Source organism: Caballeronia sp. LZ001 (assembly GCF_031450875.1).
GTDB lineage: Bacteria > Pseudomonadota > Gammaproteobacteria > Burkholderiales > Burkholderiaceae > Caballeronia.
In genome coordinates, this window is the sequence record NZ_JARTVX010000004.1 from 822,313 (window position 1) to 848,318 (window position 26,006).

The following is a 26,006-nucleotide window of genomic DNA, read 5'->3' on the forward strand; positions in this document are numbered from 1 at the left end:
CGGTGGAGTGAGGGGGCATTGCGAACACTGAGCAGCAGCGTGTTCCTTGGTCTCACCCATTATCCCCACCCGCCACGGCCAGCACCGCACCCGTGATATACGCCGCCTCATCCGAGGCAAGAAAGAGAATCGGCGCTATCTGCTCGTCGAGCGTGCCGTAACGCTTGAGGAAGGTCGACTCGGTGACCTGCTTGACCGCCTCGCCCATCCATGCTTTCTCTTGCTCGCTATCGCCTGAGGCGTTACGAGGCACTCGTCGCGGAGGTGCCTCTGTCCCGCCGGGCGCAGCCGCAACGACGCGGATGTTGTACGCGCCGTACTCCATCGCAAGCGATTGAGTCATCGCGTTCACGCCACCCTTCGCCGCGGAGTACGGTACGCGCCGAATCCCGCGAGTCGCATTCGATGAAATGTTGACGATGGTGCCGCAACCCTGCGCGAGCATGTACGGAAGCACGGCATGACACGCGTAAAGCGTTGGCATAAGCGAACGCCGAATCTCCGCATCGATATGCGCGGGCTCGAACTCCGCGAAAGGGCGCATGCGAATGGCGCCGCCCACGCCGTTGATGAGAATGTCGATCCGACCGAACCTGTTCTTTGCAAAAGCCATTGTCGATGCCGCACCGTCGTAGGTTTCGAGATCGGCGACAAACGCAGCCGCATCATCGCTTTGTGCTTCAGCGGCGACTTCCGCCACGAAGTCCGCTCGATCGACGAATAGAACCTTCGCTCCTTCCGCGATCGCACGAAGCGCAACGCCCCGCCCGATCCCTTGCGCCGCGCCTGTGACCACCATGACTTTGCCGGCGAATCGGTTGGTGTTCATGCGGTCTCCGGCGCGGCGTTAGGGGTGAACTTCTCGTAGTGGAAGCTATTCGGCTTCACGCCGGTATCGTCGAAGTACTTGCGCACGGCATCGACCATTGGAGGAGGACCGCAGAGATAGACATCGACGTCACCGTCATTCAATGACTCTGCCGACATGTGCTGCGTGACCCAGCCTTTGCGTGGATGATCCGATTCGGCATCGGCCACGACGGTGCTGTAAGTGAAGTGCGGGAGCTTCATGGCATACGCAGCTATTGCATCGGTTTGCACGAGGTCGAGGTCTCGCGTCACACCGTAGATGAGATGAACCCTTTGCTGCGCGTTCGTCCGGTATAAGACTTCCAGCATCGACAAGAAGGGCGCTAAACCAGTGCCACCCGCAAGAAAGAGCAACGGCCGCTCGACGGGGCGCAGATAGAAGCTACCCAGCGGCCCGGTCAATTGGGTCTTGTCGCCCGGCTGCGCGGATTCGAGCCAGGTACTCATCACGCCGCCTGGAATCTTTTTGATCAGGAAGCTGACCTTGCTTGCACCAGGCGCGGAAGAGAACGAATAGGAGCGATGCTGCCCGCTGCCCGGCACATCGATATTGACGTATTGACCGGCGAGGAACACAGGCGCGGCAGCTTCGACATCGAATTCGAGCACGACGGCTGCGTCGTTATGCGGTTCGACCTTCGCGACGGTCGCGGCAAATTTGCTTTGCTCGGTCTTGCACACTACTGACGATGCCGGCACTGCAATCACGCAGTCGCTTTGCGGCACCATCTGGCACGTGAGGACAAGGCCGGTTTCCTTTTCGTCGTCGCTTAGCGCGTCTTCGATATAGTCGTCGCCGAGGTCGTACGCGCCGCTTTCCGCGCGGCATTTGCAGGTGCCGCATACGCCGTCGGAGCAATCCATCGGCAAGTTGATCCGGGCTCGAAATGCGGCATCGAGGACCTTCTCGCCCGCCTTGCATTCGACAAAGCGAGTCACGCCGTCTTCGAAGTTCAATGCGATGTTGTAGCTAGACATGTTGTCTCCTGCTTCGTGTCTCGTTCCCATCAAGCGCTTCAGACGTGATAGACGTCGAGTACCTGGCGGATATAGTCGTTCTTCAACGCAATCTTCTTGCTGGCAATCAAGAGACGGTCATCCACCTTGCGGAATGTAACGAAAATGGTGCCGAAGAAATAGTCGGTCATCTTGTAGCGATGGCTCTGCGTAGTGAAGTTGTAGCGCACGTCCACTTCATTCGCGCGTTCGGCCAGCAGCTCGACGTTCGTCACGTTGTGGCTGGTGCGCGGTTCCGGCATCGACGCACCGCTGCGCTCGGTCTTGATGCGGAACACTCGATCTTCCAGGCCGCCACGGTCGGCGTAGTACATCAAGGAGATTTGACTGTGCGGGTCGTCGGTGAGCTTGTCATCGTCGTCCCAGGCGGGCATCCAGTACTCGACGTCTTCGGTGTAGCAAGCGAGCCACTCGTCCCACTGACGGTCATCCAGAAAGCGCGCCTCTTGATAGAGCGCGGCACAGACCTTTTGATAGTCGATGCTCATACCGTCGCCTCCGTCTGTTCCTTGCGTAGAGCTTCGCGCATGACGTGCATCCAGTACTCGTGTTGCACCACGAAGAGCCCTTCGTCTTCGCTGCGCTCGCCCGAGATAAGCGGCTTCAGTCCCATGCCTTTTGCGTTCGCATCGGGTCCGTGCACCCATAGCGGCGCGCCGCGCGACATGTCGTTCCACATCGATGTCGTGCTCGCATAGCCCGCCTGACACGCGCGAAATTCTTCGAGGTCGTCGCTCGTGCCCATGCCCGAGACGTTGAAAAAGTCTTCGTATTGACGAATGCGGATGGCACGGCTTTCTGCGCTCTCGCCTTTGGGTGCGAAGCAGAAGATGTTCACTTCGGTCTTGTCGACGCTGATCGGGCGGATCACGCGAATCTGCGTGCTGAACTGGTCCATCAAGAACACGTTCGGATACACACAAAGATTGCGCGTCTGATTGACGATGTACTTCGCCTTTTCGTCGCCCACGCGTGCTGCGATCTCATCGCGATGTTGATACACCGGACGCACTTCCGGATTCATCGTGTTGGTCCAAAGCAGGATATGTCCATGCTCGAAGCCATATACGCCAGCAACGGACTTGCTCCAGCCGTTGGCATCGACGGCCTTCGTGCCTTCGACCTTGCGACGGCCCATGGTTGCGGCGTAGTTCCAGTGCACGGTGCTGACGTGATAGCCGTCGCAGCCGTTTTCCATCTGCATCTTCCAGTTGCCGTCGTAGATGTACGAGGAATTGCCGCGCAACACTTCGAGACCTTCAGGCGCCTGCGAGACGATCTGATCGATGATGACCTTGGTCTCGCCGAGATAGTCTTCGAGCGGCATGACGTCTTCGCTCAGGCTGCCGAAAAGGAAGCCACGGTAGTTCTGAAAGCGCGCAACCTTCTTCAAGTCGTGCGAGCCTTGCTTATTGAACTGCACCGGGTACTCGGTCGTCTTCTCGTCCTTGACCTTCAATAGCTTGCCTGCGTTGGAAAACGTCCAGCCGTGGAACGGGCACGTGAAGCTGCCCTTGTTGCCGTGCTTGCGACGGCAGAGCATCGCACCCTTGTGTGCGCAGGCGTTGATGACGGCGTGCAATTCGCCGACCTTGTCACGCGTGATGACGATCGGCTGACGGCCGATCCACGTGGTGTAGTAATCGTTGTTGTCTGGAATCTGGCTCTCGTGCGCGAGATACACCCAATTACTCTCGAAGATGTGCTTCATTTCGAGTTCATACAAATCGGCGTTCGTGAAAATATCGCGGCGGCAGCGGAACACACCGCTTTCCTTGTCATCCTGAACGGCGTTGTTCAGCAAGTCGTGCAGTTGTCGTGCTTTATCGATGGTTGCGGGCATGACTCGTCTCCCTATGCAGGCTCCGTGCGAAGCGCTTGCATCGGTTCAAAGAATTTGCGAAAGAGGTTTGGCCGCGTAACAGCGGCGGCCGCGTGGGCGGTCAAGCCGTGACAGATACGCGAGGGCGATTGACCAGCTGGTTGTCCTTACCTTGAACCAGCGGAGTCAACTCGATGTTGAACTCGATTTCCTTGTACGTGTCGGACTTGAGTCCCAGCGCAGCACCGCCCGTCTTCCCGCTCACGCGCGGCACGAGTTCTTCGCGAGTCGCATAGGCAAAATCATCCCAGATGAGCGGGTCGCCTTCGATGTTGATTTGCGTCGTGAGCTTGCGAGTCTTGTCGCTAGTCACGAAGAAATGCACGTGCGCCGGACGATTGCCGTGGCGCGCGATGAGGTCGAGCAGTTGCTGAGTCGCGCCGTGCGGCGGGCAGCCGTAACCCACGGGCATGAGCGTGCGGAATTCGTATTTGCCATCGGCACCCGTCTTTACCGCGCCACGAAGATTGAAGGCGTCTTGCGCGCCCGTCGGGTCGAAGTGCGAATAGAAGCCCTTCGAGTTTGCGTGCCAGCATTCCACGACCGCATTCGGTACGGGCTTGCCATCCGGGCTCGTCACCGTGCCGCGGATGATGAGCGGACCCGCGTCTTCGTCCGCGTTGATATCGATTCTGGAGACACCATCCCGCACCGGAGCGCCGGCAACGTACAACGGACCTTCAATGGTGCGCGGCGTGCCGCCGTGGATATCTGCTTCACGGTCTTCCGCATCCATGCGGATGTCGAGATACTTCTCGATACCGAGACCAGCGGCCAAGAGTGCAGCCTCGCCATCTTGTCCGAGCTTGTTGAAGTAGGTCACGCCGGCCCAGATCTCGTCGGGTGTCATGTCGAGGTCGTCGATGGCCTTGAAGAGGTCACCCAGCAAGCGATGAGTGATCTGCTTGGCGCGTGCGTTACCGTCCTTGCTTCCGAGATTCGCAGCGGCCTTCAAGAGGTCCTGCGCTTCCTTCGAATCGAACACTTTGACGCTCATTTGTCTGCTCCTGAATCTCTTTTTCGGTGGGGGTTAACCCTCGCTTTTCCGCAGTCCGTATAATGTTTGGAAGGTATGATCGGCGGCGAAAACAGAGTGTGATTGCAGAATAATGAGCCGCCAGACCGCCGTCCAACACTGATTTGGTATCGGGCTATACCAAGGAGGTATAGAAATCGAATTGCGACACCTGCGCTATTTCGTGGCCGTGGCGGAAGAGCGGAACTTCACGCGCGCCGCGCAGCGGCTCAACATCGCGCAGCCGCCACTGAGCCGTCAGATTCAGCAGCTCGAAGAGACGCTGGGCGTTCAACTGCTCGAGCGCAACTCGCGGCCGCTCAAGCTGACAGAGACGGGCAAGTTCTTTTATTCGCATGCCGCGCAGCTGATTGCGCAGACGTCCGAACTCGAATCGATGACAAGGCGCGTTGGCAATATCGAACGCAGCTTGTCCGTTGGTTTCGTAGGCTCGACGCTATACGGCATGCTGCCCAAGATCATCCGCCGCTTTCGCGACGAAAATCCTACCGTCGAGTTGAGCCTGCATGAGATGTCGACGATGGACCAGCTTCGCGCGCTCAAGGACGGTCATATCGACGTGGGGTTCGGTCGAATCCGCAATGAAGACGCGAATATTCGCCGGGTCATTCTGCGGGAAGAAAAGATGATCGTGGCGCTTCCGCAGGGGCATGCGCTCTCGGTTCTCAAGCCGGTGCTCGCGCTGCGTGACTTGCTCAACGAGACGTTGATCGTCTATCCGAAGGCGCCTCGCCCGAGTTACGCGGACCAGGTGCTTGCCGCTTTCAAGGACCGGGCGCTCGAACCCCGGCGAATTTACGAAGTGCGCGAGCTGCAGATAGCGCTTGGTCTCGTGGCGGCGGGTGAAGGCATCTCGATCGTGCCGAGCAGTGTGTATGGCCTTAAGCGTGATGATGTGAGTTACAAGGACCTGGACGACCCCACGCTGGTATCGCCCATCATCATGAGCATGCGAGCGCTCGACGAATCGCGCGACATTCGCGAGATGCTCGAATTGATTTATCGGCTCTACGATGAGGAACACGTGCCTTACGCGCCCCGCACCGACCGGGGGCGCTAAGTTTCGATACCTGGCGAGTATGGCATTAGACGTCGAAGGTCTTGGACAAGGTGTTATTCGCCGTTCGATACTTCGTTCAACCCATCCACTTCGCCAATCCAGGTATGAACCCTCACATCGAATCCGTCGAGGCGATTCTGGTCGATTTACCGACCATTCGCGCGCATCAGCTTTCCATGGCGACGATGCAGCAACAAACCATGGTCATCATCCGCCTGCGTTCGAGCGATGGCATCGAGGGCATCGGCGAAGCCACGACTATCGGTGGCTTGTCTTACGGCGAGGAAAGTCCCGAGGGTATCAAGCTGACCATCGATATTTACCTGGCTCCGGCGCTCGTCGGACAGGACGCGAACAATATCAACGCGGTCATGCTCAAGCTGAACAAGGTCGCGCGTGGCAATCGCTTCGCCAAGTCCGGGATCGAGACGGCGCTGCTGGATGCGCAAGGCAAACGCCTTGGCGTGCCGGTGTCCACGTTGCTCGGTGGCGCGGTTCGCAAGACGCTGCCGGTGCTGTGGACGCTTGCCAGCGGCGACACGAATCGCGATATCGAAGAAGCCGAGATGCTGCTCGCCGAACGCCGCCACAATGTGTTCAAGCTGAAGATCGGCCGCCGCGGCGTGCGCGATGACGTGGCCCATGTCTCGAAGATAAAGTCGGCTTTGGGTGACCGGGCCAAGGTAACGGTAGACGTCAATCAGGCATGGAGCGAAGTCGATGCCACGCTCGGCATTGCAGCGCTGGAAGCGGCGGGCGTCGATCTCGTCGAGCAACCGACGCCGCGTGAGCATCGCGGCGCGCTTGCCCGGCTCGCCGCGCGATTCAACGTGCCCATCATGGCCGATGAAAGCGTGACCGGTCCCGAAGATGCCCTCGAACTCGTGCGCGACGCATGCGCCGATGTATTCGCGCTGAAGATCGCGAAGTCCGGCGGCATCTTCGGCATGATGCGCACGGCTGCGATTGCCGATGCAGCGGGCGTGCTGCTTTACGGCGGGACGATGCTAGAAGGGAGTATCGGTTCCGTTGCTTCCGCACATGGCTTTAGCGCGCTTCCGCAACTCGCTTGGGGTACGGAGCTCTTTGGGCCGTTATTGCTCAAGGACGACATAGTGACCGCTCGTCCGCAGTATCGCGACTTCGATCTACATATGCCGGCAGGTCCGGGGCTGGGGCTGCAAATCGACGAGGAAAAGCTGGTGTTTTATCGTCGCGACACGAAGGCCTGAAGGTTCATTGCCGGATGAGACATGACGCTTGTGTCCGCATGCGGAATCAGCGTCGCCGCTTAGGAGGAAATATGCTGTATCTCGTAAGAATGGACGTGCATCTGCCGCACGACATGCCGCAAGCGCAAGCTGAAGACATCAAGGCTCGCGAGAAGGCGTATTCGCAGCAATTGCAGCGTGAAGGGAAGTGGCAGCAGTTGCATCGCGTGGTTGGTGAGTACGCGAATTTCAGCGTCTTCGACGTGGACTCGCATGACGAGCTTCATACGATCTTGTCCGCGTTGCCTTTGTTTCCGTTCATGACGATGCAGGTGACTGCGCTGGCGCATCATCCTTCTTCTATTCGCTAGCCGCGACTCACGCGATTAGTGATCTTTAGCCCCCTGACGCAAGCGCCTAAGCTGCGTGAACGCGTAGATTGCATAATCCTGAGCCGCGGCCGCCGGGTCCCAGTTGATTGCGCGGCCGATGTCGGGCCACGCCGCTCCGCCTTCCAGCATGCACTCGATAGTCGAAATGTGGCCTTGCGTGACGAGGCCAATTCGCACTTGCGAGTTCTCAGAGAGGTATTTGTTGGTCGTAGGCATGGCTCTGGCTGCTTTTCTAACTGTTGCTTCAATGGCATTACGTTGTCGGGACGTCACGGCTCCGCGTGCATCCTCGGACGCCTGGGCCATGCTTCTCGTGTACCAAAGTAACGCCACAGGCCTGCGGTTTCTATTCGCTACACCACACATCGGCGCGGCCGTCGAAAGGCTACTTACGGGAATGGCGACGGGCGTTTGAAGTCGCACGCTCCGACGCAATGTCTCGACTCATCTTCCGACAAAGAAGGACGTTTGCGCGATGTGCGGTAAGCTAGAGGGCTTTGGGAGACACTTTATGACGCGTTACGTACAGGAAGAGCTCACCGACTTTTGGGGACGCCTGACACCTTACCTCGCGTTGCTTGAATCATCGCAAGAGGGCGATGCGGAACCCGTCAAGGGTCCGATTGGACGCGTGACTGTCGATACGCATGACCGCCAGGCCTTTGCGCTTCACACCACGGATGCAGTGCAGGCCGACGATGCCTCGGACACGCCGACAGGCCAAAGCGCAACGTACACGCGCACCAAGGCGATGGGCGGTGAGTGGGGACCGTGGCAGCGCGAAGCCTACGTTTGAAGCTTTAATTGAACGATGACACATTGCCAGTGGTTCCTGATCTCACCAGGGCCGCCGGCTTTCAACGGTGCTTCATGCCTTCGAGGAAACCGTTGCAATGGTCGCCTGCATCACCGCTATTAATTTCGGCGCCGATTGAGCATCGCCAATAGCGAACACCTCGCCGGTACAAACGGTCAGAAGCCTGCCCGCGTTGACGACCTTGCCCACGGCTAGAAACGACGTTCCTATTGCGGGCCGCAGAAAATTCACCTTGAATTCCGCCGTCACCACGTCATGCCCTTCCGGTGCCTTGGTTAAAGCGGCATAGCCACAAGCATTGTCCACGATGCTCGTAATCACACCGGCATGAGCGAAGCCTTGCTGCTGCGATAAAGCCGCTGAAAAGGGCAGACTGATTCGGACTTCGCCTTCGGATACCGACATCAATGTGGCGCCAAGCGTTTTCATCAAGCCTTGAGCAGAGAAGCTCGATGAAATTCTCGATTCGATATCGTTCATGTCGCGCGTTATGGATAGGCCGGGGATGCCTTTAGTCTAACGGCACTTAGGCTCGTGCGCCTCAAGGCTTATGGCAACTGAAGATGGCGTCGAACAACTCGAATTTTCCTTCGGTCGTCGGAAGCACGCGAGTTGCGTGAGTAATGGCGTTATCGAGCGATGCATGATCGAGCGCTTGTATCACGAGCAGCCCGCAAAAAGCGCCTTCCTGACTACGCCGCATCGACTTTTCGCGTGTGGCAATGGACGTTCCGTCGGTTTGTACCGTCATCGCTTGAACGGTGACGACCCAATCGAGCCGCGCCAAAGCGTCGATCAGTTCTTGCCCTGTCGAACCGGTCAACTCGTCCGGCATGATGTCTTCAAAGCGTGCGATGGCGATATGACTTCCATATCCGCCGACATGACCCCCCTTCAGCACCACTGAACCCCCGCCACGCCGGAAGCGCATCAGGTTCGGCATGATTCGTTGCGTCCATTCGCTCGGGTCGTTGAGACGCGAAAGATAGCCGGTACTCGACATCACGTTCGCAGTGTCGAGCTCGTAGAGCATGAGGTATTCCGAAGGCTTGCTTGCGCGACGCTTGAATACGCGGCCCGAACGAAATCCCGGCACGCCTACCCGCTCGAAGACATGTTCACGCGTGAGCCAGTGCAAGTAATCGGTTTCGTTGTGTGCTTCGATCGTGCTCCAAATGGCGAGCAAACCTGTGTGTCGATCGGTCATGTGCTTTCTCGCGGTATCGATTGAATGGTGGATGGAAGCGTGATTCCACGCGTCTCAGTAAGTAGCCTGATGCGCGCTCGAATTCTGTTTGCCGATGACGTCGTCGGTGGAATCGAGCCGATTCATGTCGATGCCTTTCGTCTCCGGTCCGATCGCGATCATGCAAAAGGACAGTGCATTCAACGACGCCACAAGTGCGACCAATGTCCACGGCGAGCCGTGACTGAGATTCAAAAGCCACGTGGCGACAACCGGAATCGGGCCGCCTGCGAAGAGGCTTGCGCCGGTGAACGCGAGTGCCGATGCCGAGTATCGGACGTTCGTCGGAAAGGCTTCCGCAAACGCGACCGGCTGAATGCCCGTCTGAACCTGAACGAAGCCCATGAAGAGGCCCATGGCGATGGCCATCGTCGCAAAGTTCTTCGTGGCGAGCAGCGGGAAGTAGAACATCATGATGACGAACGTCGCTGCGGATGCGATGAGCAACGCGCGCTTTCGGCCGATGCGGTCGCTCAACAATCCGCCGAGAATGGAACCGGCGATTGCGCATGCGTTGCCGATCATTAGCAGCGTGAACCCAGTCTGCTTCGGCACGCCGAGCGAGTTCGTCAGATAACCGAGCGTGAACACGACCGCAAGATAGAACAGTGCCGTGGGGCCGCAGAAGAAGAGCATCATGCGAATGATGGTCTTGTAGTGAAGACGAAACGCGTCCTTGAGCGGGCTGCTTACGTTGGCTACCGCAGACTGCTTCATCTGCACGAACGCGGGCGTTTCCGACACGCGCAGACGAATGTAGATGCCGACGATCACGAGCAGGAAACTCATGACGAAGGGAATGCGCCAGCCGTAACTCGTGAAGGCATCGGCGCTCATTGTCGCGGATAGAATCAACAGAACGGCATTCGCGAGGATCTGACTCAGCGGCGCACACATGCCGATCAAGCCGGAGTATTTTCCGCGCCGGTCCGCGGGCGCGTGTTCGAGCGCCATCAGTTGTCCGCCGGTGGATTCGCCACCGAGCGCGAATCCCTGGATGATGCGCAAGACGACGAGCAGAATGGGCGCGAGCATGCCGATCTGCAGATAAGTCGGAAGCAAGCCCATCAACACGGAGGTAATGCCCATCACCGAGACTGTGCCGAGCATGAGGTTGCGCCGTCCGATCTTGTCGCCGAAATGGCCGCAAATGATGGCGCCAAGCGGCCGTGCCGCGAGACCCACGCTGAAGGTCGCGAGCGACGCCAGCAGCGCGGAGTTTGGCTCCATGCTCGGGAAGAAGAGTTTGGGAAGCACCGTGGCCGCGACCGAACCGTAAAGCGTGAAGTCGAACCATTCGAGCGCCGTTCCGAGCGTGGCGGCGCTTACCGCGCGATTCGCCATGGAGCGTTGCGAGCCGTCCGCGTTTTCCATTCCCATTTGTGTCTCCTCCTGATGTGTCAGAACCGATCTTCGGGTTATATATTTAGTTATACGATTTAATGAGGACGCGTTTCCAACGCTTTGTTTCGCCGCGCATCAACTAGCGATGCTGACCGCGAAGTTAGGGCCTTTCATCGCCTGACGAAGCATGGGCGACACTCCGCTTGCTTCAGACAGCTCTTTCGACGTCGACATCAATGACGGCACGAGCTCTTTCATCTTTGCGTCGGTCAATCGCGACATGGGTCCCGCGATGATGAGAATTGCGCGAACCTCGCCGTTCTCGGCATGCACGGTTGTCGCCATCGAGCTCATCGCAGGCAAGAACATGTCGTGCGTGGTTGCATAGCCGTTGGTGCGGGCGGCATCGATATGCGGAATCAGCGCCTTGAACGTCGTGGGCGCGTTCGGGCCGAAATCCGACGGCACGCCGAATCCCTGTTTCGATACGAGCCGCATGACTTCTTCGTCGCTCTTGCCCGCGAGCCAAATCATTCCCGCCGCGCTGCAGGACAACGTAACGGGGCGTCCCATCTCCGGGTCGTAGCGAATGCCTTGCCGCGCGCCTTGCGCCTTCGCGACATAGATCAGTTGTTCGCCATCGACGATTGCAAGCCGCACCAATTCTCCCGATGTCGATGCGAGACGCTCCAGAATGGGCTGCGCAATATCGACGACGCCGCCCGCGCTCAAGAAGCGCAGTCCAAGCGACGGCATCTTCATGGTCAGCGTGAATTCGCCGCGCCGTTCGTCTTTGCGGACGTAGTCCTGCTCCATGAGGTCGGCGAGCAAGCGGTGCGTCGCCGTAATGGGCAGGTCGAGACTCGTCGACAACTCGGAGAGCGTCTTGCCCTCCGGCGAGTTGGCAAGCTCTTCCAGCACACGAAGAATGCGTTCAGCGACGGCGCTCATGGTCGGGGCATCGGACGGTTGTTGTTCGTCGGATCGGGTATGCGTGCCATTTTAGTGAAAAGTCTTTGCAAATTGCAAACTCTTTTCACTTTTATGTTTTAGACGTTTTTGGGGCGCGGGGTGTTCAACTATCCCGAGTCGACGGAAGACGGGTGAAGTAAGCCTTCAACGCTTCGACCGCTGCGCGAACCTTCGCAGGCTCGGTGCTCTTCTTCGGCGATACCAACGTCACCGGTAGCATAGGAAGCCGCCAGTCTGGAAGCACATGAACGAGCGTCCGACGCTTGATCGAGCTTTGCGCGTCGATATATGCCAAGCGCGCAATGCCTAAACCTTGTTCGCAGATCTGTTGAACCGTGGGTTGTGTAGTGCTTGCAATGCGCACTGGCGCGCGCACCGTCTCTTTCACGCGCTTGTCTCCTTGCAAACCGAGGACGAGCGAAGGTGCGTCATCGTCGGGCGTGCTGGCGTTCTGGCCGGATTCGTCCAGTTCGCGTTCCAGCGATATCCAATGATGCGTCGACAGTTCTTGCGGACTTTGCGGCGTGCCGTGACGCTGCAAGTACGCCGGCGAGGCGCAGAGAATCGTTTCGAGTTCGCAGAGTGGACGGCCGACCCAACCGGAATCCGCGAGCTTGCCAACGCGAATGGCGATATCGACGCGCGCATCGATGAGATCGACCATCTCGTCGCTGACCAAAAGGCGCAGTCGCAACTTTGGCCACGTGGAAAGGACCGGAGCCAGCGCGGGCGCGATATACGACCCGAAGCCAATCGGCGCGGCGACGCGCAATTCGCCGGTTGGCGCGTCCCGTGCCTGAGCGAGCGATTCGGACGCTGCTTTCCACGCCTCGATCAACCTCAGGCAATGGGCGTAACAGCGCTCGCCGTCCTCGGTCAGCGTCAGTTTGCGCGTCGACCGATGAAGCAAGGTCACACCGGATTCCCGTTCAAGCGCCTTGATTGCCTGACTCACCGCCGATGCACTCATCCCTAGACGCGCAGCGGCAGCGCTCATGGAACCGTGGGAGACGGTCTCCGCAAAGATCACGAACGGCCGAAGATCATTCATTTTGAAGTGTGACTTAAATTTGATTGTCGTTTTCGGCGGATTATAAATCGCTGCTTGAGAAGCTAGCATCCTCGTATCGCTATTTTTTTAGAGGATGTCACGTGAAAGTCGCTCTCATTGGTTCGACCGGTTTTGTTGGAACGCATCTCAAGAAAGAACTTCTTCAACGAGGCCACGAGGTCACGGTATTGCTTCGCAACGCCGCAAGCGCGGCGTCGTCCGAGCGTCTCAAAGTCGTTGTCGGCGACGCGTATTCGTGGGAGTCGGTGGCGAACGCCGTGCGCGGTCACGATGCCGTGGTGTCCGCGTTCAACCCCGGATGGAACGACCCCGAACTGTTCGAGAACTTCACTCGCGGCAATTCGGCAATCGTTCGCGGCGTCGAGGCAAGCGGCGTTCGGCGCTATGTGGTCATTGGCGGCGCCGCGAGCCTGTTCGTCGCGCCTGGCGTGCAACTCATCGATACCGACGAGTTCAGTTCGCATGTGCCGGCGAACATCATTCCGGGCGCAACCGCCGCCCGCGACGCGCTCAATGCAATTCGCGGCAACACGGTCCTGGATTGGACTTTCGTAAGCCCGCCCGCTTTTCTCGAAGAAGGTGAGCGCACGGGTTCTTATCGACTTGGCTCGGAGAACCTTTTAATGGATGGCGACAAGCCGCCGGCATCTCCGTCGCCGATTTAGCGGTCGCAGTGGTCGATGAACTGGAGAATCCAAAACACGTCAGAACCAGATTCACGGTTGCGCGCGAACTTTGAGCATTCGAAGCCGCTGCGAGATTCCATGCGTGGACGTAAGACGCAAAACGGACGAGCAGACTCGTTTCGAGTCCATGGCTTGCGCGAGAAGTCTTATAATGCTTCTACTCCACGCGTCGATGGCGATACGGCTCATCGAACAAATACTACGCACATGGCTTATCAAAACCCTGAAATTACCCGCCTCGTCGCGCAGCAGCAAGCGCTGGAGCGGCAGTTGAACGAAGCTAAAGAACAAGAGACGCAGCTCGTACTGAAGGAAATCGTTCAGAAGATGCGTCAGTACGGTATTTCGCTTAACGAATTGTTTGGCCCGAAGTCGGGCGCCCAGCGCGCCGACGCCCCGGCGAAATATCGCGACCCGGTAAGCGGCGCGACCTGGAGCGGCCGCGGCCGCGCGCCGCAATGGATTGCCGGGAAAGACCGCGACGAGTTTCTCGTCGACAAGGGCGAAAATGTCCGCGCGATGGTTCAAGCCGCGCTATTCCCCGAAAAGCATTAAGTCGAAAGAAAGCTCGCCCGCGCCCGCTTCGAACTACGGGCGCAGCGATCTATTCTCCTGTGCGTAGGCGTTAAATCGCCATGCCGCCCGACACTTCAATACGCTGAGCGTTGATCCACCGATTATCTTCGGAGAGCAGCGACGCGATCATCGGGCCAATGTCGTCGGGCAATCCGGCACGGCCCAGCGCCGTCATGTCGGCAATGCGCTTATTCAGCTCGGCATTATCCCGCACTATTCCGCCGCTGAAATCGGTCTGAATCGCACCGGGCGCGACCACGTTTACTGCGATCCGGCGCGGCGCGAGTTCCTTCGCCATGTATTTCGTCAATACTTCGACCGCGCCCTTCAGCGAGCCGTAAGCGCCGCTTTCCGGTACGATGATTCGCGTCAGCCCGGAAGACAAGTTGACGATCTTCCCGCCGTCGCGAATAAGCGGCAGCAGTTTCTGCGTCAAAAAGAACACGCCTTTGAAGTGCACGTTATATAGGCCATCCAATTCTTCCTCGGTCGTTTTCTCGATGCTGTTGTGATGTGATGTACCCGCGTTGTTGATGAGGAAATCGAAGCGTTCTGCTTTCCATTCGGCCAGAGTTTCGCGGACCTTGCCGATAAAGCTATCGAAGGCGCCGACGTTTCCGGTGTCTAGCTGAAGCGCCACTGCTTTTCGACCGAGATCGGACACGGATCGGATGACGTTTTCAGCTTCCTCGCGATTCCGGTGATAAGTAAAGATAATATCGACGCCTCGCTTGGCGAGATTCAGCACTGTGTTTCGGCCTAAGCCCCGGCTGCCGCCGGTGACAATCGCAATCTTTTCCGCGGACATGTTTGCTCTCCTGTGACAGGAAACAGAATAGCCAACCAAGCCTCGAAAGATAACGTGCTCGAGTCTGCACGGGGTGTACTGAAAGAGCGAACAATGGGACCCAACCTCAAGGAACTGGAAGCATTCGTGGCCGTCGTCGAAGCGGGCGGTTTTCGCGATGCCGCGCGCGCCATCGGCAGCAGCCCTTCCGGCGTAAGCGAAGCGGTGCGCCGTCTCGAAGCCCGCACCGGCGTGCGTTTGCTTCATCGCACGACACGCAGCGTCACGACGACCGAAGCGGGCGCGCGGCTCTTGGCTCGACTCAAGCCCGCGCTCGATGGCCTCGACGCAGCGCTCGACGTGGTGAACGGCTTTCGGGACAAGCCAGTTGGCAAGTTGAAGCTGAATGTGCCGGTGGTCGCGGCCAAACTCATCCTGCCGCGCCTGGTGCCGGCGTTTCTCGCGGCTTACCCGGATATCGAACTGGAGGTGATTGCCGACGATGGCTTCATCGACCTGATGGCGGAAGGATGCGACGCAGGCATCCGCTACGGCGAACGTCTGGAGCAGGACATGATCGCCGTTCCTATCGGTCCGCGCGAGCAACGAATGGCGCTCGGTGCGTCACCCGCTTATCTGGAGCGTCGCGGTCGTCCTCAGCATCCGAGCGAACTCTTGCAGCATGCGTGTGTGCGCTATCGCTTCGCGAGCGGCGCGATGACCACATGGGAATTCGAGCGCGACGGCGAGCACATTCGCGTCGAGCCGAGCGGCCCGCTCATCGTTCGAGCGGGCGCCGCAACCGATCTTGGAATAGATGCCGCGCTGGCGGGTTGCGGCATCGTGCAACTCTTCGACGACTGGATGAAGCCGTTCTTCGAGAACGGCTCGCTCGAACCTGTGCTCGAACCTTGGTGGCAGCAGTTTCCGGGGCCGTTTCTGTACTATTCCGGTCACCGCTACGTGCCGACGCCGCTGCGTGCGTTTCTGGATTTCATCCGCTCGGCGTCGTTCTGAAGCGCGACGCGAACAGCACTTCCAACGCTCAAACCAGCCCCGTCATGTAATACACCGCGATCACGAAGAACACCGCGAGCGTCTTGATGACCGTCACCGCAAAGATGTCGCGATACGACTCCCGATGCGTCAGACCCGTCACCGCGAGCAGCGTGATGACGGCGCCGTTGTGCGGCAAGGTGTCCATGCCGCCGCTTGCCATGGCCACGACGCGGTGCAGAACTTCCAGCGGAATATGTGCGGCTTCGGCGCCCTTGATGAAGGTATCGGACATGGCGGCCAGCGCGATACTCATGCCACCCGACGCCGACCCCGTGATGCCCGCGAGCGAACTCACCGATACCGCCGCATTGACGAGCGGATTCGGAATGCTCTTCAGCGCATCGGAGACGACGAGAAAACCCGGCAACGCGGCGATCACGCCACCGAAGCCATATTCCGACGCCGTGTTCATCGCCGCGAGCAAAGCGCCCGCGACGGCTACGCGCGTGCCCGTGGCGAAGCGATCTTTCACGCGCGAGAAAGCCGTCAGCAACACGAGCACGATGCCGAGCAGCAGCGCGCCTTCGACTGCCCAGATCGCGACGACCGTCTTGACGGCCGTGGTCACGGGCGCATGCACGCCGGGCAGCACTTCCGGCGCGATGGTATAGCTCGCGCCGTACCACGTCGGAATCCACTTCGTGAGCGCGAAGTTGGCGACGCCCACGAGAATCAGCGGCGCAATCGCCAGCGCCGGATTCGGCAGATTGGTCGACTCGACGCGCTCGGGCTCGTTCACGAGCGAGGTGCCGTAGCCTTCGCCCGTGGCCATCGCGCGGCGGCGGCGCCATTCGAGAAACGTCAGTCCCACCACGATGATGAACACCGAGCCGATCACGCCGAGCCACGGCGCGGCCCAGCCAGTCGTCTTGAAGAACGTCGTCGGGATGATGTTTTGAATCTGCGGCGTGCCCGGCAGCGAATCCATCGTGAACGAGAACGCGCCGAGTGCAATCGCGCCCGGCATCAGGCGCTTGGGAATATTGCTCTGCCTGTACATCTCCGCCGCGAACGGATACACGGCGAACACGACCACGAACAGTGACACGCCGCCGTACGTGAGCAGCGCGCACACCGCGACGATCACCGCATTGACGCGCGACTTGCCGATATAGCGAATCGCGGCGGCAACGATCGACTCCGAGAATCCCGACAGTTCGATGACCTTGCCGAACACCGCGCCAAGCAGGAACACCGGGAAGTACAGCTTGACGAAGCCAACCATCTTCTCCATGAAGATGCCCGAAAACACGGGCGCGACGGCTGCCGGATCGGTCAGCAGAACAGCCGCGAGAGCGGCGATCGGCGCGAAAAGAATGACGCTGTAACCGCGATAAGCGGCCAGCATCAGGAACGCCAGGGCGGCGAGCACGATGATGAACGACATGGAGTCTCCATTGATGTTTTGTTATCACGGGTCTCTCTTGAAGACCCTCGACGCGATTGATCGCGCGCCGCGCGGGCAAATGCAGCTTCCGTGCCATCCGCGTAGTCACAGGGCTTTGCGCTCGTTTGACCATGCATGAAGGCCGCAAATGCATTCGGAATGTCTCTGTGCCGAGACAAACTCTCGCGCGTCACGGTCGGTCGAGCGCCTCGAAGCCTAGCAGATTGCCCCAATGCAGGCAGTCTCCCGTTTGAGATATCCTGTCTCGATAAAGAGATATCGGAGACAAACGCAGCATGCTCAATGACTGGATCAACGTTCCCCTGGACTATAGCGACGTCATGCGCCGCGCGATGGAATCGCTTTTCAAGACCTTCGAAAATTTGAGCGAAGGCACCTTCATCGTCGATGCGGACGCCCGCGTCGTCTGGATCAACAAGCGCTACGCGGCGCGCTTCGGTTTCCCCGATCCCACCGACGTGATCGGCCTCGATTGCGAAGCGGTCATTCCCAATAGCCTGATGCGCGAAGTCGTCGCGACCGGCAAGCCGATTCTGCTCGACGTGCTGGAGACCGACCGCGAACCGCTCGTCGTCACGCGTTTGCCGCTGAAGGACGAGCAGGGCGCGACCGTTGGCGCCATCGGCTTCGCGCTCTTCGACGAGATGAAAGCGCTCACGCCGCTTTTCGCGCATTACTCGCGCGTGCAGCAGGAACTCATCGCGACGCGCCAGTCGCTCGCGCAGGCGCGGCGCGCCAAGTACACCTTCGCGAGCTTCGTCGGCACGAGTGCGGTGAGTCTCGAAGTGAAGCGGCAAGCGCGGCGCGCGGCGCTCGTCGACTCGCCGGTCTTGCTGCTCGGCGAAACCGGCACCGGCAAGGAGCTGCTTGCACACGCGATCCACGGTGCCTCGACACGCGCCGCGAAGCCGCTCGTCACCGTCAACGTGGCCGCGATTCCCGATACCTTGCTCGAAGTCGAGTTCTTCGGCGCGGCACCTGGCGCGTACACCGGCGTGGAGCGCAAGGGACGCGTCGGCAAATTCGAACTCGCCGATGGCGGCACGCTGTTCCTCGATGAAATCGGCGACATGCCGCTGCCGTTGCAGGGCAAACTCTTGCGCGTGCTGCAGGACAAGGAGTTCGAGCCGCTCGGGTCGAACCGCATCGTGCGGGCGGATGTTCGCATCATCGCCGCGACTTCCGCCGATCTGCCCGCGCTCGTCGCGGCGGGGCGCTTTCGCGCGGACCTGTTTTATCGCCTGAACGTGCTGACCATTCACGCGCCGCCCTTGCGCGAGCGTCCGGGCGATATCGAAGCGCTCGCCTATGCCATTCTCGAAGACCTGTCGGGCGAGGCGCGCACGGGCCGCATCCGCCAGTTCGTGCTGCATGAAAACGCGCTGCGGCTGCTAGCCGGTTACGCCTGGCCGGGCAACGTGCGCGAGCTTCGCAACACGCTCGAACGCGCACTCATGCTTTCCGATAGCGAACATATCGATGCCCGCGCGCTCGCAGGCTTCATCGATTCGACACCGGCCGCGCCCGCGCCGCCAATCGAAAGCGCGTCCATGCCCTATGCCGCCGCGATGACCGACTTCGAACGTCGCTTCCTGTCCGACGCCCTGCGCGCGAACAATGGCCGCGTGGCGGAAACGGCGGAACGCATCGGCATCGGGCGGGCGACGCTTTACAAGAAGATCGCCGCGTTGGGCATCGACGTATAGGACATGTAAAGGCATGTGAGATTGTGTCAAACGTGAGCGCGCGCACATTTGCGGCAATCGTCGCGAAAGGCCGGCGTGGCATACTCGCGAAGGCATCGACATCGAAAATAACGACTGAAAACAAGGGGTAAGGGATGAAACTCGGCACTGCGATCGGCTTTTCCGTGATGCTCGCCGCGAGTGCATGGGCACTCGCCGGATGCAGCAGCGCGCCGCCTCTTTTCTCAGCCGATGGCCGTCCCACTCAGCTCGTGCAATGCCCGGCCTACGGTGGCTGGCGTCTTTGCACCGACAACGCGAAGGTCGCCTGCCCGGGCGGCTACGACGTGCTCGAACAATCCAGCGCCGACAACCAGAACGGCTTGTTGATCGCCTGCAAGGCAAACTAGCTGGAACCCGTCGCGCGCTTCCTCATCGAAGCGTGATGCCGCATGCGGCGTCTTTCTCTGTTCTTCGAAGGAGCACCGATGTCCAACGCCGGTTTCGATTCCGCGCGCCTTGCCGAAATGCGCGCCGCCATGCAACGCTTCGTCGATTCCGGTGAGGTCGCGGGCATCGTCACGCTCACCTGGCGGCGCGGCGAGATTGCACAAGTGGATGCGCTCGGCTGGCGCGACACCGGCACGCGCACCCCGATGACGCGCGACACGCTGTTTCGCATTGCGTCGATGACCAAGCCGGTGACGAGCGTCGCCGCGCTCATGCTGGTCGAGGAAGGCCGTCTTGCGCTCGAAGCGCCGGTGGCGAAGTGGTTGCCCGAACTGGCGAACGCGCAGGTGATGCTCGACCCCGAAGGCCCGCTCTCGCAGACCGAACCGGCGCGCACGCAAATCACGCTGCTCGACTTGCTCACTCATCGCGCGGGCTTCGCATATCACTTCACCGCGACGGGCGAACTCGCCGCCGCGTACGAGAGCGTATTCAACGGCTTCGATGCGATGGTCGATCCCGCGAGTTGGCTGGAACACGTCGCCAGAATTCCGTTGATGTTTCATCCCGGCGAGCGCTGGCAGTACGGCGTGTCCACGGATGTACTCGGCGCGCTGGTGCAGCGCGTGTCAGGCATGCCGCTCGGCGAGTTCTTCCGCACGCGCATCTTCGAGCCGCTTGGCATGCACGACACGGCTTTTGCCGTGACGCCCGAACAGGCGACGCGGCTTGCGACGTCCTATGTCGTCGATTCCCCGGGCGCGCAACCAGTGGTGGAGGATCATCCTTCGTCGAGCCGTTGGATCGACGCCGCGCGTTATCAAAGCGGTGGCGGCGGGCTCGTGTCCACCGCCGACGACTATCTGCGTTTCGCGCGCGTGTTGCTTGGACGCGGCCGTCTGCAAGGCGATGCTAAAGAGCGCGCAGCAGGTCCGCGGCTTCTGTCGCACAAGTCCGTCGACTTGATGCGCTCTAACTTTCTCACGCCTGCGCAGCGCGAGATCCCGGCGTTCGGCTATCCATTGTGGCGCGCGCAGGGTTTCGGCCTCGGGCTGTCGGTTGTCGACAATCCGGCGTTTCAATTGCCTGCGGGATATCGTTCGACGGGTTCGTTCAGTTGGCCGGGCGCGCTTGGAACAAGCTGGTTTGCCGATCCCGTCGAGGACATGATCGGCATCATGCTCATTCAGCGGCGTGCGCTCGAACCGTTCCCGCTCGCGCGCGAGTACGAGCGGCTCGTGTATGCGGCTCTCGACGACTGACCGTTGTCAGCTTTGCTGCGTCTCCCGCAGCATCGTCACGTCGTAGCCGAGTGCGCGCGTGCGCTCAATCAGCGAGCGCCGCATATCGGGCGATGGCCGCGCGTCGCGCGTCAGAATCCACAGATAGCGGCCGGTCGGTTCGCCGACGATGGACCAGCTGTAGTCGTCGGCGTGATCGAGAATCCAATAGTCGCCGACATAGAACGGCCCGAAAAACGACACCTTCAGCTTCGTTCCGTTCGATCCCGCAACGATCTTCGCGCGTCCTTCCGATGTTTTATATGGCCCGCTCAAGCCGCCTTCGTGGCATGCGTTGATGACCGAGACGAGCCCGTCTTCGCGACGCGCATAGTTCGCGGTCACGCCCTCGCAGCCGCGTTCGAAGCGGTTTTCGTAGCGGGCGAACTCATGCCAGTGGCCGAGGTATCGATCGAGATCGACAGCCTTCGAAGGCTCGGGCACATTCTCGTTGCCGCTCTTGCGTGCGCCGTTCGAGGCGCATGCCGCAAGCGCCGCAACGCCGCCAAGCGTGATGAGCGCAGCGGCGCCGTAGATCCATGGACTTCTGATTTTCATGTTGCGCGTCTGCTTTTGATTGCGAAGACCTAGCATTGAGCAAACTTCATTCCGATGTTTTTGCACTCCCGGAAAGCCTCACCTGTCGAGCGTCGGAAGAGGCTTTTGCATGTCTTCCGAGGTTGCAGCATAGAATGCAACTCCTTGTCCCATATCGTTTTTCGTTCGTCGAAATCTAAACCGAGGTCGATTCGACTAGTCGTTTTGACGCGCTCCTGTATTCGCTCACCTCAGGCAAACGGCTGTACGGACGGAGCGCATCAGCGGTCTTCCAGGGTCGAATTGGCGTGCTGGTTGGCACTTTTCGACGTCAAGATGAAAACGTTACAGAACAACGGCTTGTCGACAGAACTTAGAGCACATTAAAACGTTTCGCGGTACGGATAAACTTTGAAGCGTGAGCTTGGGCGGATCTCGCGGCTCACCATCACACCGCTCCCGAAATGCCTCACCTTTTTGACAGCGGGTATTCTCTCGGCTCTTTTCTGTTGAAGCCTTGTCATGCCATCGCCGGATCATCTGCATTTCGCTTTCTCTTCGCTGTCTTCGCTTCTCACGCCGCTTTTCACCATCATCCTGCCGGTCTTCGGACTCATCTTCGCGGGCTACGCGTGCCGCAAGCTCAACAAGCTCGGTCCCGCCGCCGCATCGGAACTGAACCGCTTCGTCGTCTATCTCGCGTTGCCCGCGTTGCTCTTCGACACGATGTCCAGGACGCCGTGGAGCATGCTCGATCAACCGGCGTTCATCGCGGTGTTCGGCATCGGGTCAGCCGTGGTGTTCGTGCTAACGCTTATCGCGCGGCTCGTGCGTGCGCGTCCGCTCGCCGATGCCAGCATCGACGGACTCAACGCTGCTTATGCGAATACCGGTTTCGTCGGCTTGCCGCTTTGTTTGCTGGCGTTCGGCAAGGAAAGTCTCGCGCCCGCCGTCATCGCAACGATCATCACTGTGTGCGTGCTGTTCGCGGTGGCGATCGTGCTGATCGAACTCGGCTTGCAAAGCGAAAAGCACATCTTCTGGACGCTATGGCGCGTGGCGAAGTCGCTTGGCAAGAACCCTGTTTTGATCGCGCCGCTTGCGGGCACGTTGCTGAGCGGTTCGGGCGCGCACGTGCCGGATGGCGCCGAAGCATTTCTAAAGCTGCTGGGCGGCGCGGCGAGTCCTTGTGCGCTGGTTGCGCTCGGACTCTTTCTCGGCGCGAAAGGCGAGGCGCGCAGTCTTCGAACGACGGGCGCACTCGTCACGCTCAAATTGATCGCGCAGCCCTTGCTGACTTACTGGCTGGCGTTTCATGTCTTCAGCATGCCGCCGCTATGGTCGAAGACCGCCGTGATTTTGAGCGCGCTGCCAACCGGCACCGGTCCGTTCATGCTCGCGGAGTTTTATCGACGCGATGGCGGCGTCACTTCGAGCGCCATTCTGTTTTCCACGGTGCTCTCGCTCGTCACCGTGCAGTTTTGTCTGACCGTGCTGCTTTGAACCGGCTTCGCCCGCATTCGACCCGTCGCTCGCCCGCGATAAAAAATGCCCGGCGCGCGGGCGTCGGGCAAAGCCACCTTCTGTTCGATGGTGGAGGAGGGCCGGTTTGTTCTGCCTGTCCTTAATTACTGTGCGCTGCCATCGTTGCGAGTGTTGGCTCGCACTTGCGCATGACGTTCCTGATACGGCCGCAGTTGCGGATAGCTCAATGCGTTGACCGCTTCGAGATCGCCGGCGCGACGGGCGCTCGCCAGTTCCGCTTTCACTTCCGCACGCGACTTTGCACCGTAAGTTGATTGAGCGAAGGCCGGAGCCGTTGCAAAAAGCGCCGAGATGAGCAGGCCGCCGATAAGTGTGTTTTTCATGGAAGAACTCCTGGATTCGCTTGCGTCCGGTTGACGCTTGAGAAAAGTCTAGGAGTTTTCCTATTGGACAAAAATACCTATTGAGCCAACACATTGTTGTCGGGAATGGTTGAATGCTGGCGCACGAATCGCAGGTTGGCGAGCGTTACCAAGCGTGATTCTTACCATGCTGGTAAGAATAAATTGAGCTTTGTGGGCTTTTTATGCGGATGCTTCATAGATAGAGTCACGGCATCGATCGAACACGGTCGGCTAAACACTCATGTCAAATGAAGCGCCTTCTTTCTGCAGTCCTCGCGTCGCTGGCCCTTTTTTCGGCAGTCGGTGCAGCGCAAGCCGCCGATTCGAATCCGACATCGTGCCAAGGTCCCGCATCGCAATGCAGCGTGTTTTTCGGCCACTGATCTGCCGAGGCGCAGCGGGTCGAACGCACTGAAATCATGCTCTTATCGCGGGAATGTTTCGTCAAAGTAACATTTTCGAACCATCTTTCCGGCAAACACCGAGTTATCCACAGTTTCTGTGGATAACAGTGGGGATAATCGGCCACAAACCTCGCAACAATGCGGGGGGAACTGGGTTGCTCAAATCATCGCAAAAATAGGCAGTCTGTTTGGTTCGTGACGGCGGTCAGACGGCTCGCCTATGATGTTGACTCGAAGCCGCGTCGTGTTTTCGCACGCGGATTTGTTGGCATCCTTCATGGAGCAAAACCTCATGGCCTACAAGATTGCGGTGGTCGTCGGAAGTCTGCGACGGGAGTCGTTCAACCGGCGGCTTGCGCACGCAGTCGAATCGCTCGCACCGGAAGATTTCTCGTTCGAGCATCTCGATATTGCCAGCCTGCCGTTGTACAGCCAGGACTACGACAGCGACTATCCCGAAGTCGCGGTGAAATTCAAGCAGAAGATCTCGGAAGCAGACGCGCTCCTTTTCGTCACGCCGGAATACAACCGCTCGATTCCGGGCGTGCTCAAGAATGCGATCGATTGGGGTTCGCGGCCGTGGGGCCAAAGCGCCTGGGGCGGCAAGCCGGGCGCGGTGATCGGCACCTCGGTGGGCGCGATCGGTACGGCTATCGCGCAGTCGCATCTGCGTGGCGTGTGCGCGTATCTCGACATTGCGATGCTCGGTCAGCCCGAGATGTACATCAAGCACGATGACTCGCGTATCGATGCGAACGGCGCAATCGTCAGCGACGACACGCGCAAGTATCTGCAAACCTTCGTTGATAAATACGTCGCGTGGGTCAAGAAAATCGCCGGATAAGAAGGCGTGTTCCAAAACGAATCGGCCCGCGCGTGCGAGCCGATTCGTTATTGCGTGAAGCGTTTTGCACTTAGACGTGATGATGTCCCGTCACGCGATCCCAACCATGACGCACGGCAGCCTTGAAGCGCTCCCAGGTTCCGTCTTCCGGATGGCGCGTCTCCCACTCACGGCGCATCTCATATTCCATCTGATCGTCCCATGCGCGGCTGCGGAAGCGGTCGTCGTTGCCGAGCGTGGCGCCGTACCGATACGCGCCTTGATAATCCTCGTACGGCTCGCCGGTTGCAGCGTAGCGGGTGTCGTAGTCGGCGCGGAAGTCTTCCTCATATTCCATGTACTCGTTCGGCACAGCAGCCGTTCCAGCCGGTGAACCCATCGCGCCCATCGATTGCGACTGGCTTTGACTCAGCGTGCCGCTTCGAATCTGCGCGGGTTCATCGAGCGGGCTCAGCGGTTCGACCGGACGCCAGTCGGCGGCGTTATCGGTGCGTACGCCGGGCAGCGGATCGCCCATGTTGCCCGAACGCAGCGGATCGCGACCGGCAAGAGCGTCGCGCTCCGAAAGCGATTCGCCCGAGAGTTCGTCACGGGCGGCAAGCGGGTCGGCCGGCGTGCCGGTCAGCGGGTCGCGGGCAGCGAGCGGGTCCATGCCAGTGGTGGCGAGCGGATCGCGGCCAGTGACGGGATCGCGGCCCGACAGCGGATCGGCGGCGGTGCGCGTCTCGACTTGCGTGTACTGCGTCGTCTCGTGACGCGTCGTACCGGCATGCGGCATCAGCGAATCGTCTGCCGGGTCGCTCACGAAGTCGCGTGCACCCAGTGCGGCGGCATCGCGGCGCGTCAACGGGTCGCCGAGCGGATCGGCAAGCGGGTCGAGCAGCGGATCGGCGGCGGCGCCCGTCGCCGGGTTTGCTGCGTCGGTGCGCGGATAAGCGCGGGCGCGCGTTGCGTCCATGCGCGCATCGTTCACCGGCTCGCGGCCCGGCACTGCACTGCCGCGTCCGAGTCCCAGTTCGTCGAGTATCGAATGATCGCGGTCATCCACGCCGGCTTGCGGCATCGCGGTGCCGTGTTCGAGCGTGGACCAGCTTGCGGCGCGCTCATCGATATCGATCGCGCCTTGATCCGCAAGCGTCGCGCGGGCGACATCGGCTTGCTCTTCGCTCGGGGTATCGACGGCTACGAGCACTGCGCCACGACGCACGGCTTCCGAATAATGCGCGACTTCTGGCGGGTGATCGCGCCCGCCGAAAAGCATGCTGAAGAAGCGCTCGATGTTCGCCAGCACGCCTGGTTCGGCGTGCGTTTGGGCATCGGGCATGACGGACGGCTCGGCGGCATCGTCGCGTTTTGGATTCGCTTGCAACTCGATATCAGCGCGCGGGAAGCCCGCTGTAACGAGGGCCGAGCGTGCGTCCTCGGCCTGCGCGTAGGTGTCGAAAACTCCGATGACGGTGTGTCGCATATACGCCTCCTGCG

Annotated in this window: 27 protein-coding genes and 1 pseudogene; 12 read left to right on the forward strand and 16 right to left on the reverse strand. The window is 59.8% G+C overall.

Annotated features, from left to right (window positions below):
- Positions 1-52: 52 nt before the first annotated feature.
- The 5 genes from benD to catA all read right to left on the reverse strand — a co-directional run bounded on the left by benD (position 53) and on the right by catA (position 4,766).
- A complete protein-coding gene (gene benD / locus P9292_RS14250; RefSeq protein WP_250467604.1) occupies positions 53-829 on the reverse strand; it encodes a benzoate diol dehydrogenase BenD in 777 nt (258 codons plus the stop codon).
- The gene (benC, locus tag P9292_RS14255) at positions 826-1,848 is read right to left on the reverse strand and encodes a benzoate 1,2-dioxygenase electron transfer component BenC (RefSeq protein WP_250510458.1); all 1,023 of its coding nucleotides are present in this window, start codon (positions 1,846-1,848) and stop codon (positions 826-828) included. Before benC ends, benD begins: the two co-directional genes overlap by 4 nt.
- Positions 1,849-1,886: 38 nt before the next feature.
- Entirely contained in the window at positions 1,887-2,375 is a 489-nt protein-coding gene (gene benB, locus P9292_RS14260; RefSeq protein WP_244828895.1) for a benzoate 1,2-dioxygenase small subunit, read from the reverse strand.
- Complete coding sequence (locus P9292_RS14265) at positions 2,372-3,730, reverse strand: Rieske 2Fe-2S domain-containing protein (protein WP_250510457.1); 1,359 nt, start codon at positions 3,728-3,730, stop codon at positions 2,372-2,374. Before P9292_RS14265 ends, benB begins: the two co-directional genes overlap by 4 nt.
- 100 nt (positions 3,731-3,830) lie before the next feature.
- The gene (gene catA, locus P9292_RS14270) at positions 3,831-4,766 is read right to left on the reverse strand and encodes a catechol 1,2-dioxygenase (RefSeq protein WP_309959641.1); all 936 of its coding nucleotides are present in this window, start codon (positions 4,764-4,766) and stop codon (positions 3,831-3,833) included.
- Positions 4,767-4,941: 175 nt separating this feature from the next.
- Between catA and P9292_RS14275 the strand changes: the two genes are divergently transcribed.
- From P9292_RS14275 to catC, 3 genes are all read left to right on the forward strand, one after another.
- On the forward strand, positions 4,942-5,865 hold the full coding sequence (locus tag P9292_RS14275; RefSeq protein WP_244828892.1) for a LysR family transcriptional regulator: 924 nt from the start codon (positions 4,942-4,944) through the stop codon (positions 5,863-5,865).
- A gap of 104 nt (positions 5,866-5,969) precedes the next feature.
- Positions 5,970-7,097: a muconate/chloromuconate family cycloisomerase gene (locus P9292_RS14280; RefSeq protein ID WP_309959643.1), complete on the forward strand. Its 1,128-nt coding sequence runs from the start codon at positions 5,970-5,972 to the stop codon at positions 7,095-7,097.
- 71 nt (positions 7,098-7,168) lie between these two features.
- On the forward strand, positions 7,169-7,447 hold the full coding sequence (catC, locus tag P9292_RS14285; RefSeq protein ID WP_250467599.1) for a muconolactone Delta-isomerase: 279 nt from the start codon (positions 7,169-7,171) through the stop codon (positions 7,445-7,447).
- Positions 7,448-7,462: 15 nt separating this feature from the next.
- Here the strand turns inward: catC and P9292_RS14290 are convergent, their stop codons facing one another.
- Complete coding sequence (locus P9292_RS14290) at positions 7,463-7,684, reverse strand: hypothetical protein (protein WP_250467598.1); 222 nt, start codon at positions 7,682-7,684, stop codon at positions 7,463-7,465.
- Between the two features lie 295 nt (positions 7,685-7,979).
- Here P9292_RS14290 and P9292_RS14295 point away from each other — a divergent pair, with 295 nt between their 5' ends.
- Positions 7,980-8,264: a hypothetical protein gene (locus P9292_RS14295; protein WP_244828888.1), complete on the forward strand. Its 285-nt coding sequence runs from the start codon at positions 7,980-7,982 to the stop codon at positions 8,262-8,264.
- A gap of 72 nt (positions 8,265-8,336) precedes the next feature.
- Here the strand turns inward: P9292_RS14295 and P9292_RS14300 are convergent, their stop codons facing one another.
- From P9292_RS14300 to P9292_RS14320, 5 genes are all read right to left on the reverse strand, one after another.
- Complete coding sequence (locus P9292_RS14300) at positions 8,337-8,765, reverse strand: PaaI family thioesterase (protein WP_309959645.1); 429 nt, start codon at positions 8,763-8,765, stop codon at positions 8,337-8,339.
- A gap of 61 nt (positions 8,766-8,826) precedes the next feature.
- A complete protein-coding gene (locus P9292_RS14305; protein ID WP_250492971.1) occupies positions 8,827-9,492 on the reverse strand; it encodes a DUF4286 family protein in 666 nt (221 codons plus the stop codon).
- A gap of 54 nt (positions 9,493-9,546) precedes the next feature.
- Entirely contained in the window at positions 9,547-10,911 is a 1,365-nt protein-coding gene (locus P9292_RS14310; RefSeq protein ID WP_244828885.1) for an MFS transporter, read from the reverse strand.
- A 99-nt stretch (positions 10,912-11,010) separates the two neighbouring features.
- The gene (locus P9292_RS14315) at positions 11,011-11,826 is read right to left on the reverse strand and encodes an IclR family transcriptional regulator (RefSeq protein ID WP_250467595.1); all 816 of its coding nucleotides are present in this window, start codon (positions 11,824-11,826) and stop codon (positions 11,011-11,013) included.
- A gap of 124 nt (positions 11,827-11,950) precedes the next feature.
- On the reverse strand, positions 11,951-12,898 hold the full coding sequence (locus P9292_RS14320; protein ID WP_309959649.1) for a LysR family transcriptional regulator: 948 nt from the start codon (positions 12,896-12,898) through the stop codon (positions 11,951-11,953).
- Positions 12,899-12,999: 101 nt separating this feature from the next.
- Between P9292_RS14320 and P9292_RS14325 the strand changes: the two are divergent.
- Together P9292_RS14325 and P9292_RS14330 are read left to right on the forward strand one after the other, a co-directional pair.
- Positions 13,000-13,658, forward strand: a pseudogene (locus tag P9292_RS14325) (NAD(P)-dependent oxidoreductase).
- A complete protein-coding gene (locus P9292_RS14330; protein WP_309959651.1) occupies positions 13,600-14,160 on the forward strand; it encodes an H-NS histone family protein in 561 nt (186 codons plus the stop codon). The pseudogene P9292_RS14325 and the gene P9292_RS14330 overlap by 59 nt, the downstream one beginning before the upstream one ends.
- 70 nt (positions 14,161-14,230) lie before the next feature.
- On the opposite strand, the gene P9292_RS14335 is transcribed toward P9292_RS14330, so the two are convergent.
- Complete coding sequence (locus P9292_RS14335; RefSeq protein WP_250510449.1) at positions 14,231-14,989, reverse strand: SDR family NAD(P)-dependent oxidoreductase; 759 nt, start codon at positions 14,987-14,989, stop codon at positions 14,231-14,233.
- Positions 14,990-15,082: 93 nt separating this feature from the next.
- On the opposite strand from P9292_RS14335, the gene P9292_RS14340 reads away from it, so the two are divergent.
- A complete protein-coding gene (locus P9292_RS14340; RefSeq protein ID WP_309959653.1) occupies positions 15,083-15,985 on the forward strand; it encodes a LysR family transcriptional regulator in 903 nt (300 codons plus the stop codon).
- 28 nt (positions 15,986-16,013) lie between these two features.
- Here the strand turns inward: P9292_RS14340 and P9292_RS14345 are convergent, their stop codons facing one another.
- On the reverse strand, positions 16,014-17,414 hold the full coding sequence (locus P9292_RS14345) for a GntP family permease (RefSeq protein ID WP_250467590.1): 1,401 nt from the start codon (positions 17,412-17,414) through the stop codon (positions 16,014-16,016).
- Between the two features lie 296 nt (positions 17,415-17,710).
- Here P9292_RS14345 and P9292_RS14350 point away from each other — a divergent pair, with 296 nt between their 5' ends.
- The 3 genes from P9292_RS14350 to P9292_RS14360 all read left to right on the forward strand — a co-directional run bounded on the left by P9292_RS14350 (position 17,711) and on the right by P9292_RS14360 (position 20,832).
- A complete protein-coding gene (locus tag P9292_RS14350) occupies positions 17,711-19,141 on the forward strand; it encodes a sigma 54-interacting transcriptional regulator (RefSeq protein WP_309959655.1) in 1,431 nt (476 codons plus the stop codon).
- 134 nt (positions 19,142-19,275) lie between these two features.
- Entirely contained in the window at positions 19,276-19,530 is a 255-nt protein-coding gene (locus P9292_RS14355; protein ID WP_244828876.1) for a hypothetical protein, read from the forward strand.
- Between the two features lie 78 nt (positions 19,531-19,608).
- Positions 19,609-20,832 carry a serine hydrolase domain-containing protein gene (locus P9292_RS14360; RefSeq protein WP_309959657.1) on the forward strand — a complete coding sequence of 408 codons (1,224 nt, stop codon included), beginning with the start codon at positions 19,609-19,611 and terminating at the stop codon, positions 20,830-20,832.
- A 6-nt stretch (positions 20,833-20,838) separates the two neighbouring features.
- On the opposite strand, the gene P9292_RS14365 is transcribed toward P9292_RS14360, so the two are convergent.
- Positions 20,839-21,408: a lipocalin family protein gene (locus P9292_RS14365; protein ID WP_309959659.1), complete on the reverse strand. Its 570-nt coding sequence runs from the start codon at positions 21,406-21,408 to the stop codon at positions 20,839-20,841.
- Between the two features lie 501 nt (positions 21,409-21,909).
- On the opposite strand from P9292_RS14365, the gene P9292_RS14370 reads away from it, so the two are divergent.
- Entirely contained in the window at positions 21,910-22,890 is a 981-nt protein-coding gene (locus tag P9292_RS14370) for an AEC family transporter (RefSeq protein ID WP_309959661.1), read from the forward strand.
- A gap of 125 nt (positions 22,891-23,015) precedes the next feature.
- Here the strand turns inward: P9292_RS14370 and P9292_RS14375 are convergent, their stop codons facing one another.
- Positions 23,016-23,255 (reverse strand): DUF4148 domain-containing protein, encoded by a 240-nt coding sequence (locus tag P9292_RS14375; RefSeq protein ID WP_309959663.1) that lies wholly within the window; start codon positions 23,253-23,255, stop codon positions 23,016-23,018.
- Between the two features lie 717 nt (positions 23,256-23,972).
- On the opposite strand from P9292_RS14375, the gene P9292_RS14380 reads away from it, so the two are divergent.
- Positions 23,973-24,524, forward strand: coding sequence for an NADPH-dependent FMN reductase (locus tag P9292_RS14380; protein ID WP_244828871.1), 552 nt, complete (start codon positions 23,973-23,975; stop codon positions 24,522-24,524).
- A 70-nt stretch (positions 24,525-24,594) separates the two neighbouring features.
- On the opposite strand, the gene P9292_RS14385 is transcribed toward P9292_RS14380, so the two are convergent.
- Positions 24,595-25,992 (reverse strand): hypothetical protein, encoded by a 1,398-nt coding sequence (locus P9292_RS14385; protein ID WP_309959665.1) that lies wholly within the window; start codon positions 25,990-25,992, stop codon positions 24,595-24,597.
- Positions 25,993-26,006 lie beyond the last annotated feature (14 nt).

Excerpts from the sequence above, each read along its gene's own strand:
- P9292_RS14300 (WP_309959645.1), bottom strand. The coding sequence starts at position 8,765 with ATGAACGATATCGAATCGAGAATTTCATCGAGCTTCTCTGCTCAAGGC.
- P9292_RS14370 (WP_309959661.1), top strand. The coding sequence starts at position 21,910 with ATGCCATCGCCGGATCATCTGCATTTCGCTTTCTCTTCGCTGTCTTCG.
- P9292_RS14335 (WP_250510449.1), bottom strand. The coding sequence starts at position 14,989 with ATGTCCGCGGAAAAGATTGCGATTGTCACCGGCGGCAGCCGGGGCTTA.
- P9292_RS14290 (WP_250467598.1), bottom strand. The coding sequence starts at position 7,684 with ATGCCTACGACCAACAAATACCTCTCTGAGAACTCGCAAGTGCGAATT.
- P9292_RS14350 (WP_309959655.1), top strand. The coding sequence starts at position 17,711 with ATGCTCAATGACTGGATCAACGTTCCCCTGGACTATAGCGACGTCATG.
- P9292_RS14355 (WP_244828876.1), top strand. The coding sequence starts at position 19,276 with ATGAAACTCGGCACTGCGATCGGCTTTTCCGTGATGCTCGCCGCGAGT.
- P9292_RS14365 (WP_309959659.1), bottom strand. The coding sequence starts at position 21,408 with ATGAAAATCAGAAGTCCATGGATCTACGGCGCCGCTGCGCTCATCACG.
- P9292_RS14280 (WP_309959643.1), top strand. The coding sequence starts at position 5,970 with ATGAACCCTCACATCGAATCCGTCGAGGCGATTCTGGTCGATTTACCG.
- benB (WP_244828895.1), bottom strand. The coding sequence starts at position 2,375 with ATGAGCATCGACTATCAAAAGGTCTGTGCCGCGCTCTATCAAGAGGCG.
- benD (WP_250467604.1), bottom strand. The coding sequence starts at position 829 with ATGAACACCAACCGATTCGCCGGCAAAGTCATGGTGGTCACAGGCGCG.
- P9292_RS14385 (WP_309959665.1), bottom strand. The coding sequence starts at position 25,992 with ATGCGACACACCGTCATCGGAGTTTTCGACACCTACGCGCAGGCCGAG.
- P9292_RS14375 (WP_309959663.1), bottom strand. The coding sequence starts at position 23,255 with ATGAAAAACACACTTATCGGCGGCCTGCTCATCTCGGCGCTTTTTGCA.
- catA (WP_309959641.1), bottom strand. The coding sequence starts at position 4,766 with ATGAGCGTCAAAGTGTTCGATTCGAAGGAAGCGCAGGACCTCTTGAAG.
- P9292_RS14340 (WP_309959653.1), top strand. The coding sequence starts at position 15,083 with ATGGGACCCAACCTCAAGGAACTGGAAGCATTCGTGGCCGTCGTCGAA.
- benC (WP_250510458.1), bottom strand. The coding sequence starts at position 1,848 with ATGTCTAGCTACAACATCGCATTGAACTTCGAAGACGGCGTGACTCGC.
- catC (WP_250467599.1), top strand. The coding sequence starts at position 7,169 with ATGCTGTATCTCGTAAGAATGGACGTGCATCTGCCGCACGACATGCCG.
- P9292_RS14330 (WP_309959651.1), top strand. The coding sequence starts at position 13,600 with ATGAACTGGAGAATCCAAAACACGTCAGAACCAGATTCACGGTTGCGC.
- P9292_RS14310 (WP_244828885.1), bottom strand. The coding sequence starts at position 10,911 with ATGGGAATGGAAAACGCGGACGGCTCGCAACGCTCCATGGCGAATCGC.
- P9292_RS14265 (WP_250510457.1), bottom strand. The coding sequence starts at position 3,730 with ATGCCCGCAACCATCGATAAAGCACGACAACTGCACGACTTGCTGAAC.
- P9292_RS14360 (WP_309959657.1), top strand. The coding sequence starts at position 19,609 with ATGTCCAACGCCGGTTTCGATTCCGCGCGCCTTGCCGAAATGCGCGCC.
- P9292_RS14315 (WP_250467595.1), bottom strand. The coding sequence starts at position 11,826 with ATGAGCGCCGTCGCTGAACGCATTCTTCGTGTGCTGGAAGAGCTTGCC.
- P9292_RS14345 (WP_250467590.1), bottom strand. The coding sequence starts at position 17,414 with ATGTCGTTCATCATCGTGCTCGCCGCCCTGGCGTTCCTGATGCTGGCC.
- P9292_RS14305 (WP_250492971.1), bottom strand. The coding sequence starts at position 9,492 with ATGACCGATCGACACACAGGTTTGCTCGCCATTTGGAGCACGATCGAA.
- P9292_RS14320 (WP_309959649.1), bottom strand. The coding sequence starts at position 12,898 with ATGAATGATCTTCGGCCGTTCGTGATCTTTGCGGAGACCGTCTCCCAC.
- P9292_RS14380 (WP_244828871.1), top strand. The coding sequence starts at position 23,973 with ATGGCCTACAAGATTGCGGTGGTCGTCGGAAGTCTGCGACGGGAGTCG.
- P9292_RS14295 (WP_244828888.1), top strand. The coding sequence starts at position 7,980 with ATGACGCGTTACGTACAGGAAGAGCTCACCGACTTTTGGGGACGCCTG.